This is a genomic window from Pseudarthrobacter sp. LT1 (genome assembly GCF_035621795.1).
GTDB lineage: Bacteria > Actinomycetota > Actinomycetes > Actinomycetales > Micrococcaceae > Arthrobacter.
On the sequence record NZ_CP141830.1, the window covers coordinates 551,145 to 565,378 of the forward strand.

Sequence of the window (14,234 nt, forward strand, 5' to 3'; positions counted from 1 at the left end):
CCCGTTACCCCCAAGCACGGCCGCAGCGCATGGCCGGGACCGTCCTGACAGGAAGAAGCAGTTGGCGTCCCGGACCAACAATGTCCTGAAGACTACAGAACAAAAGCGGCCGTGGATAGCCCGTGAACGAAATCATTTTCGTGGCGAGAAGGCGCTTTCCGGAACCCCGCAAATTGCCTGTGGATAACTTGGCCCATCAGCCCCTGAGCAGGCTTGCTAAGCCTTGGGGGACAGAGAATAGTGGGAATCGGGAGCGGTCCTTTTCCTGCCGGTGCCACCGCTGGGCCGGGTGCGCGGGGAGTGGCCCGTTTTCTGGCAGAATAGCCGCAACATCAGGCGTATCGCGAGGAGGCGGCCCCCATGGGCTCACGAGAGTTGCATCCGGACCCGGCCCGGGACGGTGGGGGTGGCGCGGCCGCTCCCCACGGCATCGTGGTGGGCGTTGACGGTTCGGACCATGGCCAGTGCGCCCTGGTGTGGGCCGCGCGGGAAGCCCAGCGCCGTCGTCGTCCGCTTCACATCGTCACCGCCTACTCCGTGCCGATCTTCGCCGCGTCCGGCCTGGACGGGGGCTACGCCACCGTGGATGATTCCGTCATCCGCGAAGGCGCCGAAGCCATTGCCAGGCAGGCCCTGGAAAAGATTGCCGCCTACGACGTGGACGTCAGCTCCGCCGTGGAGAACGGCGACGCCGCCGGAGTCCTGCTGGACATTTCCGAAACCGCGGAACTCCTGGTGGTCGGCACCCGCGGCCGCGGCGGCTTTGTGGGCCGGCTCCTGGGATCAGTCAGCAGTGCCCTGCCCGCCCACGCGAAATGCCCCACGGTGACGGTCCCATTGTTCTGCTCCGACCGGCTCGGCGAGTCCACGGAGGACCGTCGCGTCAAGGCCGAGCAGGCCAGATCCGGGCACCGGCCGGTGGAGAACGTGGTGGTGGTTGGCGTGGATGGCTCCGAGCAGGCCCGCGTTGCCGTCCTTGAAGCAGCCGACCAGGCCGAACGCCTTGGCGCATCCCTCCGCGTGGTCTGCGCCGTTCCCCAGTACAGCGGCTCGCTGGCCTGGGTTCCGGCGCCCATGGACCGGAAGGCCCTGTTCGATGACATCCGGGTCACCCTGGACGCCGGCATGGCCTGGCTCCGCAGCCATTACCCCAACCTCCAGGCCGGCTACGAGCTGAAGGACGGCTCGCCGGTGGACGTGCTCGTCGAGGAAAGCCGGCACGTTGAACTGGTGGTGGTGGGCACCCGCGGCCGCGGCGGCTTCACCGGAATGCTCCTGGGCTCAACATCAGACGGCGTGCTCCACCATGCCAAGGGCCCGGTCATGGTGGTCCCGGACCGGGAGGACCCCCGCCTGGCCGACCGCGGGCGGTTCGGCCCCATCCTGGGCGACGCCGCCTAGACCGCGCCTTTCCCGGGCAGCCGGCGGGAGACCGCGGACATGACGCAACAGATGACAGCCGGTGAGGGGTCCGAGGGGCTGGTGCTCGGCCTGGGCAGCCTCGACTCAGGGATGCTGGCGCTGGTGGGCGGCAAGGCAGCCAACCTTGGGGAGTTGTTCTCTGCCGGGTTGCCGGTTCCGGACGGCTTTTGCCTGACCACCGCCGCATACCGGCAGGCAATAGGTGCCCCCGACGCCCTGCTTCCCGCGTTGGCAGGGGTTTACGCCACCATGATGGAGACGGCAGGGGCCGCCGGGGACCTTCCCGACGCAGCCGGCTTGGCCGCAACGGCGCGTGCAGCAATCCTGGACGCTCCGGTTCCGGCAGCCGTAGCCCATGCCGTGGAGCAGGCCTATACGGCACTGGGGCCGGACGTTGCGGTGGCAGTGAGGTCCTCGGCCACCGCTGAAGACCTGCCCTTCGCCAGCTTCGCCGGCCAGCAGGACACCTTCCTGAACGTCGTGGGGGTGCCCGCGGTGCTGGACGCCGTCCGGAGGTGCTGGGCGTCTTTGTGGACGGACCGGGCAACCGCGTACCGGGCAAGCCTCGGAATCGACCCGGCAGCCGTTTCGCTCGCGGTGGTGGTCCAGCGGATGGTGGACGCCCAGACCGCCGGCGTGATGTTCACGGCGAATCCCCTCACCGGCAGCCGCCGGCAGGTAGTCATCGATGCCAGCCCCGGCCTCGGCGAGGCCGTGGTCTCCGGTGCCGTCAATCCGGACCACTTCGTGGTGGACGCACTGACCGGCAGGGTGCTGGAACGGAAACCCGGCGATAAGGCCGTGGAGATACGGCCGGTTGCCGGCGGCGGGACCGAAATCCGCCAGGTGCAGGGCGCCCAGGGCACCGCGTGCCTTCCAGACAGCCAGGTGGTTGGCCTGATGCGGCTGGGGCTGCAGGCCCAAGGGCATTTCGGTTCCCCGCAGGACATCGAGTGGGCCGTCGACGGCGCCGATGGGCTGTGGCTCACGCAGTCCAGGCCCATCACCACCCTCTACCCGGTCCCGAAAAGCAACGGTGCTGCCGGCAGGGTTCCGCAGGCAGCGTCCGCCGTTGGCGGGACCAGGGCCTACCTCTGTTTCAGCCTCGCGCAGGGACTGACACGGCCGCTGACACCCATGGGCCTGGCTGCTGTCCGCCTCATCGCCTCCTCCGTCGCCACCGCCGCCGGCTTCCCTGTTTCCGATCCCCGGGAAGGGCCATCCCCCTACGCCGAGGCGGGGCAGCGGATATACGTCGACTTCACCACTCCCATCCGCAGCACCGTTGGCCGCCGGCTCGTGCCGCGGGTCTTCGACATCATGGAGGCACGGACGGCAACGGTCATGCGGCAGCTGTTCGCGGACCCCGCCTTTTCGGTGACCACCAGGACGCCCCTCGGGCTGCTGCGCCACGTCGGACCCGCGGCAATCCGTGCAGAGGTTCCCGCCACCTTCCTCCGTGCGCTGGTCCGGCCCGGGGCGGCCCTCCGCCGGCTTGACCGCTTCACCCGGACCTTCGAGGCGTCCCTGGCTCCCGGCGGCGCAGCAAGCGCCCTGGCCCGCCTGGACCATGCCGAGTCCCTCGCGGGATCGCGCCTGTTCCCCATTGTTCCGGCCATCCTTCCCCTTCCCGCCTTGGGCTTCGCGATGCTGGGCCTTGCCGGAAAGCTCGTGGGCGGCAATGCGTGGGACGGGCTGCAACCGGTGATCCGCGGCCTGCCCAACAACGTCACCACGGAAATGGACCTGGAATTGTGGCACCTGGCGCAGGCAATCCAGGAAGACGCCGAATCACGCACCGCACTGATGGCCCGCGATCCAGCCGCCCTCGCAGCCGCTTTCCAGGCCGGCCAGCTGCCGGCGCGCCTGGACGCCGGCCTCGCCAGGTTCCTGGACAGATACGGCCACCGGGCGGTGGGCGAGATCGACGTCGGACTGCCCCGGTGGTCGGAGGAACCGGAACACATCCTGGGCATCCTCGCCAACTACCTCCGGCTGGACGACCCCGCGCTGGCGCCGGATGCCCAGTTCAGCAAGGCCGCCGAGGACGCAGAAGCGCAGGTTGACCGGCTCGTTGCCCGGGCCGCTGCCCGCAGCAGGATCCGGGGACGGCTGGTGCGTGCCGCACTCCGGCGGGCGCGCATGTTCGCAGGCCTGCGGGAGCTGCCGAAGTACCAGCTGGTGCTTGGCCTTGGGGAAGTCCGGCGGCAGCTGCTCCTGGTGGGTACCGAACTGGAGCAGGCGGGCACGGTGGAACAGCCGGACGACGTGTTCTTCCTCGATTTCGCGGAGGTCCGCCAGGCATTGACCCGAACAACCGCGGGCAGCCCGGCGCCTGCCCCGGACCTGAAGGCACTCGTGGCGGCCCGGCGCCAGGACTACGCCCTGGAGCTCAGGCGCCGGCACATCCCCCGGGTGCTGCTTTCGGACGGCACCGAACCCGAGGCAGTGCGGGCCGACGCCGGAACCGCCGCGAACGGAGGTCCGGCCAACGGAACCCTGGCCGGCAGCCCGGCCTCGGCCGGGACGGTGACCGCTGCGGCGCGGGTCATCCTGGATCCCGTCGGAGCCCGCCTGGAACCGGGAGAGATCCTGGTTGCACCGTCCACGGACCCGGGCTGGACTCCGCTGTTCCTGACGGCAGGAGGACTGGTGATGGAGATGGGTGGACCCAACTCCCACGGCGCCGTGGTGGCCAGGGAATACGGCATCCCCGCCGTCGTTGGTGTGGCGGACGCCACCGGCCTGATCAGCACGGGCCAAAAGATAACGGTCGACGGCGGTGCGGGAACCGTTGTGCCGGAACGCCCCGGTACGCCGCAGAACGGGAAAGTTCCCCGGGGCACGGACCCCCCTGCACGGGCGTAGTCTGTATCTATGGGCTCCGACAGGCTGGATTCCAGCGGACCGTTCCAACACGTACAGGTGCAACGAAACACCACAAGGCGCAGGATGTGGCTGCGGTGGCTGCCCGCCGTCGCGGCTCCGGTGGCCATTGCTTCCGGTGCCCTGATCGGGTCCCTCCCGGCCGGCGCCAGCAACCCGCTGCCGGCCAAGACGCCTGCCGAGGTCCTGGAACTGGCGGCCAGCCACCAGGTGCGCACGTTCTCGGGGACGGTGGAGCAGTCCGCTGAACTGGGACTGCCGGAACTTCCGGTTGCCGGCAAGCCGTCCGGTGCTGCGTCCGCCGGCAGCGTGGCGTCGGTAATCGAGCTGTTGTCAGGCAAGCACACCGCGCGCATCTACGTGGACGGCAAGGATAATGCCCGTGTGCAGGTAATGGACCAACTGGCCGAACGGGACGTGGTCCGCCACGGCAGCGACGTCTGGCTCTACTCCTCAAAGGACAACACGGCAGCGCACCTGTCCCTGCCGGCGCACACCCAGGACCCGGCGAACGGCACCGACCCTGCACATGCCACCGACCCTGCGCATGCCACCGACCCACGGCTTCCGGGTGAAACGCAGGGCGGCATGCACACTCCGGCTGAGCTGGCCCGGCAGTTCCTGGCCAAGGTGGACCCCAGCACCGCCGTATCCGTGGGCCCGGACGTTTCCGTTGCAGGGCGCGCCGCCTACAACCTGCTGATCGAGCCCCGCACGGACGCAACGTTGGTAGGCAAGGTGGCCATCGCCGTCGACGGTGCCAGCGGGATGCCGTTGTCAGTCCAGGTGACCGCGCGCGGCGCGGACAAGCCTGCCTTCGCGTCCGGGTTCACCAGCCTTTCCCTGGACGCCCCGGACCCGTCAGTATTCGCCTTCACCCCGCCGCCCGGCAGCACCGTCAAGGAACTCCCCGTACCGGACAAGTCCCATGACCCCGCCGTATCCCATGACCCCGCCGATGCCCATAACCCGGCTGCCATGCACGGCGGCGCCAAGGGAGATATCTCCGTAACCGGCGCCGGCTGGGAGACAGTGGCAGGCACAGCACGTGGATCCGCCGCCGCCGCCGAATCAATACTGCAGGACCCGCTGCTGTCCCAGGCCGCCGTCGCCGTACCCGGTGGCAGGCTGCTGTCCACGGCACTGCTCAACATCCTGATTACCGACGACGGCCGGATCTTCGCGGGAATGGTGCCGCCGGAGAGGCTGCAGGCCGCAGCAGCAGCGGCCCGGTAGGCCTTGGACGGGCGGGGGAGTGGCAACCGGACCGGCCCTGGCGCGGTGACTTCCGGCCTGGCGATTGAGACCCGGGGCCTCACCAAGCACTTTGGCCAGCAGGCCGCCGTCGACAACGTGGACCTGGCCGTCCCGCACGGGACGGTCTTCGGTTTCCTGGGTCCCAACGGCTCCGGCAAGACCACCACCATCCGCATGCTGCTGGGATTGGCATCCGCGTCCGCAGGGACAGTGAACCTGCTGGGCCAGGAGATGCCGCACAAGCTCCACGAGGTGTTGCCGCGCGTGGGCGCGTTGGTGGAAGGCCCGGCCTTCTACCCTTTTCTGTCCGGCGCCGCCAACCTCCACCGGCTGGACTCCGCCGGCCCGCATTCAGTGCCCGCCACGCGCAAAGCCCGCGTGCAACAGGCACTGGAGCGCGTGGGCCTGGAGCACGCGGCAGGGAAACGCGTGCACGCCTACTCCCTGGGAATGAAGCAGCGGCTGGGCATAGCCAATGCCCTGCTCTCACCCCGTGACCTGCTGGTACTGGACGAACCCACCAACGGGCTCGATCCACAGGGCACCCGCGAAGTGCGCAACCTGGTGCGGTCCCTGGCACACCAGGGCACCACCGTTTTCGTCTCGAGCCACCTGCTGGCCGAGGTGGACCAGATGTGCACCCACGCCGCCGTCATGAGCGCGGGAAAGCTCGTGGCACAGGGTCCCCTGGCCGAGCTGCGGCAGGCCGGAAGCACCCGCCTGCGGTTGGTAACGCCCGACGGCGGCGCGGCGCGGCAGGTCCTGGCGGGGCTGGGGTTGGCACCCGGGCCGGCAGACCCGGAGGCACAGGCTGAACGTCGCGCCCTACCCGGACATCCCGCCTTTCCCGGCCTTCCGGGGCCGCAGGGGCCGCAGGGGCTGCAGGAACCCCAGCGCCCACAGCTGGATGGGGAGACCATCGTGGCCGCGATGGGTGCCGCAGCCGGGCAGACTGCGGTGCTCCCGGAGGATGTTGTGGCGCACCTGGTGAAGGCCGGCGTCCGCGTCCGGGGCTTCGCCGTCGAGCGTGAAAGCCTTGAAGACCGCTTCGTTGCCCTGACCGGGGAAGGATTCGACGTTGCCCAGTAGCGTTCCCGCCGAGATACCGGAAACCGCCAAAGCCACCCGGACGGCCGCCGTCCCGCGCAGCCCGGGACTATCCCTTCTGGGGTCGGAGCTCAAGGTGCTGTTCGGGCGCCGGCGGACCTGGGCGCTGCTCCTGGCGCTCGCCGCCATTCCGGTCCTCATTGCCGTGGCCGTGAAGGTTTCCTCTGCGGTCCCACCGGGGCGCGGTCCTGCGTTCCTCGACCGGATCACCCAGAACGGGCTGTTTGTGGCCTTCACGGCCATGCTGGTCTCCGTCCCGTTATTCATGCCGCTCGCCGTGGGGGTGGTGGCGGGGGACACGATCGCCGGGGAGGCCAACCTGGGGACCCTCCGGTACCTCCTGGTGGCGCCGGCAGGGCGGGCGCGGCTCCTCCTGGTCAAGTATGCCGGGGCGCTGGCCTTCTGCATCGTGGCTCCACTCACCGTTGGATTGGCGGGCGCGGCGATTGGTGCGGCGCTGTTCCCGGTAGGCCCGGTGACACTGCTCTCCGGCGGGGTGGTCCAGCCCGCCGACGCTGCCCTGCGGATAGTGCTGATCGCCGCCTACCTGGCAGTGTCGCTGGCCGGGCTGTCGGCGATCGGGCTGTTCCTGTCCACCATGACAGTGGTTCCCGTTGGGGCGATGGCCGCAACCGTGGTGGTCTCGGTGGTTTCCCAGGTCCTGGACCAGCTTCCTCAGCTGGACTGGCTGCACCCATGGCTCTTCAGCCACTACTGGCTTGGTTTCGGCGACATGCTCCGCCAGCCCCTGGTGTGGGATTCCTTCGTGGACAACGCCCTGCTCCAGGCCGGCTATGTGGCAGTGTTCGGCGCGCTCGCCTATGGCCGCTTCGTCACCAAGGACATCCTGAGCTGACGACGGCGGCGGAGCCTCCAGGTCCTGCCGGGCGCCCAGTCCGCTGGTCAGTAACGGGCGGCGTACGGGTACAGGTCCATGCCCACCATGGAGCTGATGCTGGAAACCGTGATGCCTTCCTGCGGGTTCAGGGCCTGCACCACCTGGCCGTTCCCCAGATAGATGGCCACATGGTAGAAGTTCGGCGCGGAACCCCAGACCAGCAGGTCTCCGCGGCGGGCCTGCGAGATGGGAACGTGGACCGGGGCGGCGGCATACTGCTGGGATGCGGTGCGCGGAAGGTACGTTCCGGCCGCGGCGAAGGCATTCTGCACCAGGCCCGAGCAATCAAAGCCGTAAACGCCCGTGCCGCCCCACTGGTAGAAGTACGGCGCGCCCACCTTCCCCAGGGCAACCGAAATGGCTGCCTCGTACGACCCCGAGCCCGTGGGAGGCGCGGGGGCCGGAGCTGGAGCCGGGGCCGGGGCAGGAGCGGGCGCGGGAGCCGGGGCAGGAGCGGGAGCGGGAGCAGGCGCTGGAGCAGGCGTAGCGGGTGCGGGTGCCGGGGCTGCCGGAGCAGGAACAGGTGCCGGCGCCGCCGGAGCCGGGGCCGGAGCCGGAGCGGCAGGCGCCGGCCCGGCCGGGGCGGGTGCCGGCGCTGCAGGGGCCGTGTCCTGGCCGCCGCCGTTCCGTCCGGCGGGCCGGTTTTGGCCGGCGTTGTCCTGCGCTGACTTCTCCTGCGCTGCCTTGTCCTGCTCAGCCTTCTCCCGCGCCGCCTGGTCCGCGGCGGCGGACAAGGCAGCAAGGCGTGCCTCTTCGCGTTGCCGGTCAAGGGCATCCACCCTGGCCGATTCGAGCGCCACAGTCGTGTTCCGGAGTTGGGCCAACTGGTCCACCAGGATGGTCCGCTGTGCCTTGGCGTCGGCAACGGCTTTGACCTGCGCGGCGTTGGCCTGTTCCGCCTGGGTCTTGCGTTGCTCGGCCGTCTTTGCGGCATCATCGGCGGCTCTGGTGGCGTCCTCCGCGGCTGCGGTCAGGGAACGGTAGGCGGTGGCAGCAGCGTCCGCAGCCTCAAAGGCCCGGCTGCGGCTGGCGGAAAGTGCCTCAAGCGTGGCAGCCTGCTGCAGGCTTTCGCTGCCGCTGGCCAGGGTTCCGAGGGTGGGGTTCAGGCCGCCATTGCGGTACAGGTCGCCGGCGAGCTGACCCACCTGCTTCCGGGTTTTGTCCTGCTGGTCGCGCGCGGAGGAGGCTCTGGCTGCGGCAGCTGACGCCGCTTCCGTCCGTTGCTGCAGCTCCACGAGAGCCTCGCTGTAGGAGTTGTTGGCCTGCATGGCCACCGCGAACGCTGCCTGTTGGGCTGTGGAGGCGTCCGCCAGGATGCGCTCGATCGCGCTGACCTGGTCCGCCGTCGCGGCTTCACTGGCTTTCGCTGCTGCGATGTCGTCCGGCGAGGGAATTGCGGGCGACGCAGGAACGGTCACGGGGGCCGATGGTGCAGGCACCGCGAGTGCGGGTGTTGCCACGGATGCAAAGAGTGCGACGGCGGCGCACAGCGCAGCCGTCCTGCGGCCGGATCCGGGTAAAGCCATCTGCAGAGACCTCGCAACGGTAAGACTGGGAGTGAGGTTCTGGATGCGGCACGACTGTGCCCCTCAGCTGCTCGCCAGCAGTCCGAGGCTACGTGACCTTTTGCACATTAGCAACAACAGTCACATCAATAACATAAACCACATGGGTGTCATTTTCCGGTGAAATCCGCGGGTGTGTCGGGGTTAGGCGTGTTGATGTTCCTCGTGCTCTGAGTGGCTAGCAGGCTCCAGTTGGAAGGTGCAGTGGTTGGTATCGAAATGGGAACCCAGGCACGTGATCAGCTTGTCCAGCAATTGGTCGGCACCCCGTGCGTTGAGCACGCCGTCCTCCACCACCACATGGGCCGAGAAGACGGGGACGCCGGACGTGATGGTCCAGATGTGGATGTCGTGGACATCGGTCACGCCGGCAACCGAGAGGATGTGCTCGCGGATCATCTGCACCTCCACCCCCTTCGGACTGGCCTCCAGCAGGACATCCACCACGTCGCGCAGCAGGCTCCAGGCCCGCGGCAGGATCATCAGCGCGATAAGGACGGAGGCGATGGTGTCTGCAGCCTGGAAGCCGGTCACCATAATGACCACGGCGGCAATGATGACGGCCACCGAGCCCAGGAGGTCGCCCAGCACCTCCAGGTAGGCGCCACGGATGTTCAGGCTTTCATCCTGTGCCGTGCGAAGGATCAACAGCGACACCAGGTTGGCCACGGCGCCGAGGATGGCGGCAAACAGCATGATGTCTGTCTGCACTTCCGGCGGTGCGCCGAACCGGCGGACCGCCTCGGTGAAGATCACCACGGAGATCACGATCAGGATCAGAGCATTCGCCAGGGCCGCGAGCACCTCGGCGCGCTGGTAGCCGTAGGTCCGCTGGTCGCTCGCCGGGCGGCCCGCGATCCAGGCGGCAAGCAGTGCAATGGTGACGCCGGCCGCGTCGGAGAGCATATGACCGGCGTCCGCGAGCAGGGACAGCGAACCGGACAGCACCGCTCCCACGAGCTGGATGAGGACGACGCCGAGGGTGATCCCCAGGACGGCCACCAGCCGTTTCCGGTGCCGCCCGGTGGCGGTGATCCCGTGGCTGTGGCTGTGGTCGTGTCCCATGCTTACAAGGCTAGCCCCAGCCCAGCTCGTGCAGCCGGTCATCGGAAATGCCGAAATGGTGCGCGATTTCGTGGACCACCGTGACGGCCACTTCGTGGATCACGTCCTCCCGGGAGGCGCAGATCTCCAGGATGGGCTCGCGGAAGATGGTGATCCGGTCGGGAAGGGAACCGGCGTCCCACCACGAATCGCGTTCGGTCAGCGGGACGCCTTCGTACAGCCCCAGCAGGACGGTGTCCGGATCTTCCCCCGGACCGGGCACGTAGTCGTCGTCGATGAAGACTGCCACGTTGTCCATGGCACGGGCCAGCCGGTCCGGGATACTGGCCAGGGCATCCTCGACTGCCACCTCGAATTCGTCAGCAGACATGGTGAATGGGGACGATTCGTGCGGGCCGTCGGGAACGATGGGCAGTCCGGGCGGGAGGCTGGCTGGCATACCCCGACTCTAGTGCCCGGGCCGCTGCCCGGGTGCCCGCGTCCTGCGCCGGGTCAGCCCTACGCCCACCAGGCACACCAGCCCGCCCACCAGTCCCCAGGCGGTGGGGATCTCACCGAGCAGCAGCCAGGAGATGAGGACCGTGGTCCCGGGCACCAGGTAGGTGGTGGCGGCCAGCTTCCCGGCGTCCACCAGGGACAGTGCGTAGGCCCAGGTGGTAAAGGCAATGGCCGTGGGGAAAACGCCCAGGTACACCAGCGCCCAGGTGGCCTGCGGGGGAGCGGCCTGCACTTCGGACGCCAACTGCCCGGCGAACGGCAGGCAGCACAGTGCTCCCACCATGATGCCGAACCAGGTGGCCTGTGCCGCGGGGAACTTCCGCACCACTGGCTTCTGGATGATGACGCTGACTGCGGCGAGCACTGCCGCAAGGAGGCAAAGCGCCACGCCTGCCAGGTCCGTCGTCGAACTTTCCCCGGGGCTGCGCGGCTGTCCGGAACCCAGGGCGATCAGTGCAACACCGCCGAACGCCACCGTGCTGCCGATGAGCAGCCAGCGGGGAAAGCCCTCTTTGAGGAAAATGCCGGCCATGATGGCCACCAGGATCGGGTTGACGTTGATCAGCAGGGCGCTGGTGCCGGCATCAAGGATGTGTTCGGCGGCGTTCAGGGCAACGTTGTAGCCGCCGAACCACATCACGCCATAGGCGAGGATGGGCAGCCATTCGCGCCCCCTGGGCAGCACCCGGCTCCTGAGCAGCTGCGGCACCACCAGGAAGGCCAGCACGACGGCGGCGACCGCCAGCCTGCCGAGCGTCAGGGAGCCGGGGGAGAAATGCGGCCCAATGGCGCGGATGCCGACGAACGCGGAGGCCCACAGCACCACCGTGACCACCATGGCCGCCACGCCAAGGGCCTTTACGGGCGTGGGTGCTGCAGCGGGGGAAGGCAGGGGCCGGCGGGCGCGGCTGGTGGAAGGCATGAGTCAAATGTACGGCTGCTGCGGGCACCGAACTGGCGGAAATCGGCCATGTGGGTGGCCGCGGGCTAGGATGCGGACCATGGCCTCTCCTTCGGTTCCCGCCCGTGACACCCCGCGCCTTGTCAGGAAAATCACCTGGATTGCGCTGGCTGCCATCGTCCTGGGCGGCGTTGCCTTGTACGCCATCTTTACCGCAACGAAGCCCCAGCAGGTGGCGTCTCCGGCCGCCGGTGCCGAACAACTCGTTCGTGCCGACAGCCACCGCCTCACTGCGCCTGCCGAGGAGAAGGCCCAGCTGGTGGAATTCCTGGACTTCGAGTGCCCGTCCTGCGCCGCCGTCCATCCTTTCGTGGAGGAGCTCAAGGCGGAGTTCGGGGACAGGATCACCTTCGTCAACAGGTACTTCCCGCTGTCCGCCCACCCCAATTCCGGCCAGGCCGCCCTGGCGGCGGAAGCAGCGGCGCAGCAGGGGCAGTACCAGCAGATGGCCGCCAAGCTGTTCGAAAACCAGTCCCAGTGGGCCGGCAGCCAGCAGTCGCAGGCACCCCTGTTCCGCACCTACGCCGGGCAGTTGGGGCTGGACCTGGCGCAGTTCGATGCCGTCGTGGCCGACCAGAAGACCGAGGACCGCATCCTGGCCGACATCGCGGACGGCAACGCCCTTGGGGTCAATGGCACGCCCACCTTCTTCCTCAACGGCGAGAAGCTCACGCTGTCCACCAAGGCGGACTTCCGCCAGAAGCTGGCAGACGCCCTCAAGTAGCGGCGCTCAGCCCCGCTGACGCGGCCCGGGACAACACCGCCCTACTTTGTGCCGGCCCACGCAAGCAGCTTGTCCACCGGCCAGGTGGTGATGATCCGCTCGGGCGGCACGTTATTTCGGGCTGCCCGCTCGGCGCCGTACTGCAGGAAGTCCAGTTGTCCCGGTGCGTGGGCGTCACTGTCGATCGAGAACAGGCACCCAGCCTCCAATGCCAGCTGGATCAGGGCATCGGGCGGGTCCTGCCGCTCCGGGCGGGAATTGATCTCCACGGCAACGTTGTGTTCCGCGCACGCTGCGAAGACTTCCTTGGCGTCGAATTCCGACGGCGGCCGCGTCCCGCGCGAACCTTCAACGAGCCGTCCCGTGCAATGGCCAAGGACGTTGGTCTGCGGAGACCGGATGCCCCCGAGCATCCTGGTGGTCATGGTTTTCCGATCCGCACGGAGCTTCGAGTGGACGCTGGCCACCACGATGTCCAGGCGGTCCAGCAGCGCCGGTTCCTGGTCCAGGCTGCCGGATTCCAGGATGTCCACCTCGATGCCCGTCAGCAACCGGGTGGCCCCGCCGTTGCTGTTGATGCCCGCCACCACGTCCAGCTGCTCCCGCAGGCGCCCGGCGGACAGCCCGTTGGCGATGGTGAGGTTGGGGGAGTGGTCGGTCAGGGCCAGGTATTCGCGGCCCAGCACCTCAGCGGCCGCCACCATCAGCTCAATGGGGGAGCCGCCGTCGGACCATTCGCTGTGGCTGTGCAGGTCGCCACGGAGCGCCGCTTGGAGCTCCGTCCCGCCTGATGCCAGCGGCTGGGCACCCTTCTCCCTGAGGTCTGCCAGGTAGTCAGGGACCTGTCCGTCCACGGCCTGCCGGATCACGGCGTAGGTCCGGTCGCCGATTCCCTTCATGGATTTGAGCCGGCCGCTCCGGGCGCGTTCGGCTACTTCCGCGGGGCCGAGGGGGCTGATGGCGGCGGCTGCCTTCCGGAAGGCCTGGACCTTGAACGTGGCCGCGCGTCCGCGCTCCAGCCAGAAAGCGATCTCGTTGAGCGCGTCGACGGCATCCATCCGTCCATCTTCACCTGCGCAGCCGCCAAACGGCGGGGTTTTTCGCCAATTTTGGAATATTCCCGGTTAGCCCCTATAGTTTTAGAGTCCAGTTCGGAGAAACACAGAGGACAAAGACGGAAAGCCCCGCTTGACGCCTTTTATTTTGTTCCGAACGGGTTCTGGCCCCCATCGTCTAGCGGCCTAGGACACCGCCCTTTCACGGCGGCGGCACGGGTTCGAATCCCGTTGGGGGTACGCAAGGAACTGGTCAAGCAGGCTAAAAAAGTCTGGTAGGCTGGAAGCCTTGAAAAAAGCGGTAGAGATACTGCAAAAGCAAGAAACGCAAGGCCCTGTAGCGCAGTTGGTTAGCGCGCCGCCCTGTCACGGCGGAGGTCGCGGGTTCAAGTCCCGTCAGGGTCGCTCTGATTGTTGGAAGAAATTCCGGCTGTCATGGTGACTAGTCACCTAGGCTCTGTAGCTCAGTTGGTAGAGCGTTCGACTGAAAATCGAAAGGTCACCGGATCGACGCCGGTCGGAGCCACCACTGGGAAGCATCAGTTCTTCGGAACTGGTGCTTTTCTTCATTTAAAGCCGTGCATTGCGTGCACGTGACCCCGCACCCAGTCCCTATACCTGAAGCGGCCGCCAGGACCTTGGTGCCTGGCGCTGCCCCACGACGGCCGCCCGGCTGCAGGGGGCGCGGACGTGGTGCACGCAACAACGCATCCCGCGCTGAAAAAATTCTCGGGGGCCTGACGAAACATTTGACCCCTGCTGACGGGATGTGGCACGCGCGCGCGATGACTTGCGT

General features: G+C 68.2%; 11 protein-coding genes and 3 tRNA genes. 9 read left to right on the forward strand and 5 right to left on the reverse strand.

The window, feature by feature from the left end:
• Positions 1–360: 360 nt before the first annotated feature.
• The 5 genes from VIK36_RS02675 to VIK36_RS02695 all read left to right on the forward strand — a co-directional run bounded on the left by VIK36_RS02675 (position 361) and on the right by VIK36_RS02695 (position 7,528).
• On the forward strand, positions 361–1,401 hold the full coding sequence (locus VIK36_RS02675) for a universal stress protein (RefSeq protein WP_324643976.1): 1,041 nt from the start codon (positions 361–363) through the stop codon (positions 1,399–1,401).
• Between the two features lie 39 nt (positions 1,402–1,440).
• The gene (locus VIK36_RS02680) at positions 1,441–4,290 is read left to right on the forward strand and encodes a PEP/pyruvate-binding domain-containing protein (RefSeq protein ID WP_324643977.1); all 2,850 of its coding nucleotides are present in this window, start codon (positions 1,441–1,443) and stop codon (positions 4,288–4,290) included.
• Between the two features lie 84 nt (positions 4,291–4,374).
• On the forward strand, positions 4,375–5,544 hold the full coding sequence (locus tag VIK36_RS02685; RefSeq protein WP_324645209.1) for a hypothetical protein: 1,170 nt from the start codon (positions 4,375–4,377) through the stop codon (positions 5,542–5,544).
• Between the two features lie 45 nt (positions 5,545–5,589).
• Positions 5,590–6,654 carry an ABC transporter ATP-binding protein gene (locus VIK36_RS02690; protein WP_324643978.1) on the forward strand — a complete coding sequence of 355 codons (1,065 nt, stop codon included), beginning with the start codon at positions 5,590–5,592 and terminating at the stop codon, positions 6,652–6,654.
• Positions 6,644–7,528 (forward strand): ABC transporter permease, encoded by an 885-nt coding sequence (locus tag VIK36_RS02695; protein ID WP_324643979.1) that lies wholly within the window; start codon positions 6,644–6,646, stop codon positions 7,526–7,528. The genes VIK36_RS02690 and VIK36_RS02695 overlap by 11 nt, the downstream gene beginning before the upstream one ends.
• Positions 7,529–7,575: 47 nt before the next feature.
• Here the strand turns inward: VIK36_RS02695 and VIK36_RS02700 are convergent, their stop codons facing one another.
• The 4 genes from VIK36_RS02700 to VIK36_RS02715 all read right to left on the reverse strand — a co-directional run bounded on the left by VIK36_RS02700 (position 7,576) and on the right by VIK36_RS02715 (position 11,620).
• A complete protein-coding gene (locus tag VIK36_RS02700; protein WP_324643980.1) occupies positions 7,576–9,096 on the reverse strand; it encodes a C40 family peptidase in 1,521 nt (506 codons plus the stop codon).
• A gap of 183 nt (positions 9,097–9,279) precedes the next feature.
• Positions 9,280–10,200: a cation diffusion facilitator family transporter gene (locus VIK36_RS02705; protein ID WP_324643981.1), complete on the reverse strand. Its 921-nt coding sequence runs from the start codon at positions 10,198–10,200 to the stop codon at positions 9,280–9,282.
• A gap of 10 nt (positions 10,201–10,210) precedes the next feature.
• Positions 10,211–10,639, reverse strand: coding sequence for a metallopeptidase family protein (locus tag VIK36_RS02710; RefSeq protein ID WP_255174272.1), 429 nt, complete (start codon positions 10,637–10,639; stop codon positions 10,211–10,213).
• 9 nt (positions 10,640–10,648) lie between these two features.
• The gene (locus VIK36_RS02715) at positions 10,649–11,620 is read right to left on the reverse strand and encodes a DMT family transporter (RefSeq protein ID WP_324643982.1); all 972 of its coding nucleotides are present in this window, start codon (positions 11,618–11,620) and stop codon (positions 10,649–10,651) included.
• A gap of 79 nt (positions 11,621–11,699) precedes the next feature.
• On the opposite strand from VIK36_RS02715, the gene VIK36_RS02720 reads away from it, so the two are divergent.
• On the forward strand, positions 11,700–12,383 hold the full coding sequence (locus VIK36_RS02720) for a DsbA family protein (protein WP_324643983.1): 684 nt from the start codon (positions 11,700–11,702) through the stop codon (positions 12,381–12,383).
• 41 nt (positions 12,384–12,424) lie between these two features.
• Here VIK36_RS02720 and VIK36_RS02725 read toward each other — a convergent pair whose 3' ends face one another.
• Positions 12,425–13,441 carry a PHP domain-containing protein gene (locus VIK36_RS02725; RefSeq protein WP_324643984.1) on the reverse strand — a complete coding sequence of 339 codons (1,017 nt, stop codon included), beginning with the start codon at positions 13,439–13,441 and terminating at the stop codon, positions 12,425–12,427.
• Positions 13,442–13,605: 164 nt separating this feature from the next.
• On the opposite strand from VIK36_RS02725, the gene VIK36_RS02730 reads away from it, so the two are divergent.
• From VIK36_RS02730 to VIK36_RS02740, 3 genes are all read left to right on the forward strand, one after another.
• Positions 13,606–13,678: transfer RNA gene (locus VIK36_RS02730), tRNA-Glu, on the forward strand.
• 91 nt (positions 13,679–13,769) lie between these two features.
• Positions 13,770–13,843: transfer RNA gene (locus VIK36_RS02735), tRNA-Asp, on the forward strand.
• Between the two features lie 48 nt (positions 13,844–13,891).
• Positions 13,892–13,967 (forward strand) — tRNA-Phe (locus VIK36_RS02740).
• The last annotated feature ends 267 nt before the right edge of the window (positions 13,968–14,234 follow it).

Coding starts and splice junctions, on each gene's coding strand:
- VIK36_RS02700 (WP_324643980.1), bottom strand. CDS start 9,096: ATGGCTTTACCCGGATCCGGCCGCAGGACGGCTGCGCTGTGCGCCGCC.
- VIK36_RS02675 (WP_324643976.1), top strand. CDS start 361: ATGGGCTCACGAGAGTTGCATCCGGACCCGGCCCGGGACGGTGGGGGT.
- VIK36_RS02725 (WP_324643984.1), bottom strand. CDS start 13,441: ATGGATGCCGTCGACGCGCTCAACGAGATCGCTTTCTGGCTGGAGCGC.
- VIK36_RS02680 (WP_324643977.1), top strand. CDS start 1,441: ATGACGCAACAGATGACAGCCGGTGAGGGGTCCGAGGGGCTGGTGCTC.
- VIK36_RS02710 (WP_255174272.1), bottom strand. CDS start 10,639: ATGCCAGCCAGCCTCCCGCCCGGACTGCCCATCGTTCCCGACGGCCCG.
- VIK36_RS02720 (WP_324643983.1), top strand. CDS start 11,700: ATGGCCTCTCCTTCGGTTCCCGCCCGTGACACCCCGCGCCTTGTCAGG.
- VIK36_RS02705 (WP_324643981.1), bottom strand. CDS start 10,200: ATGGGACACGACCACAGCCACAGCCACGGGATCACCGCCACCGGGCGG.
- VIK36_RS02715 (WP_324643982.1), bottom strand. CDS start 11,620: ATGCCTTCCACCAGCCGCGCCCGCCGGCCCCTGCCTTCCCCCGCTGCA.
- VIK36_RS02685 (WP_324645209.1), top strand. CDS start 4,375: ATGTGGCTGCGGTGGCTGCCCGCCGTCGCGGCTCCGGTGGCCATTGCT.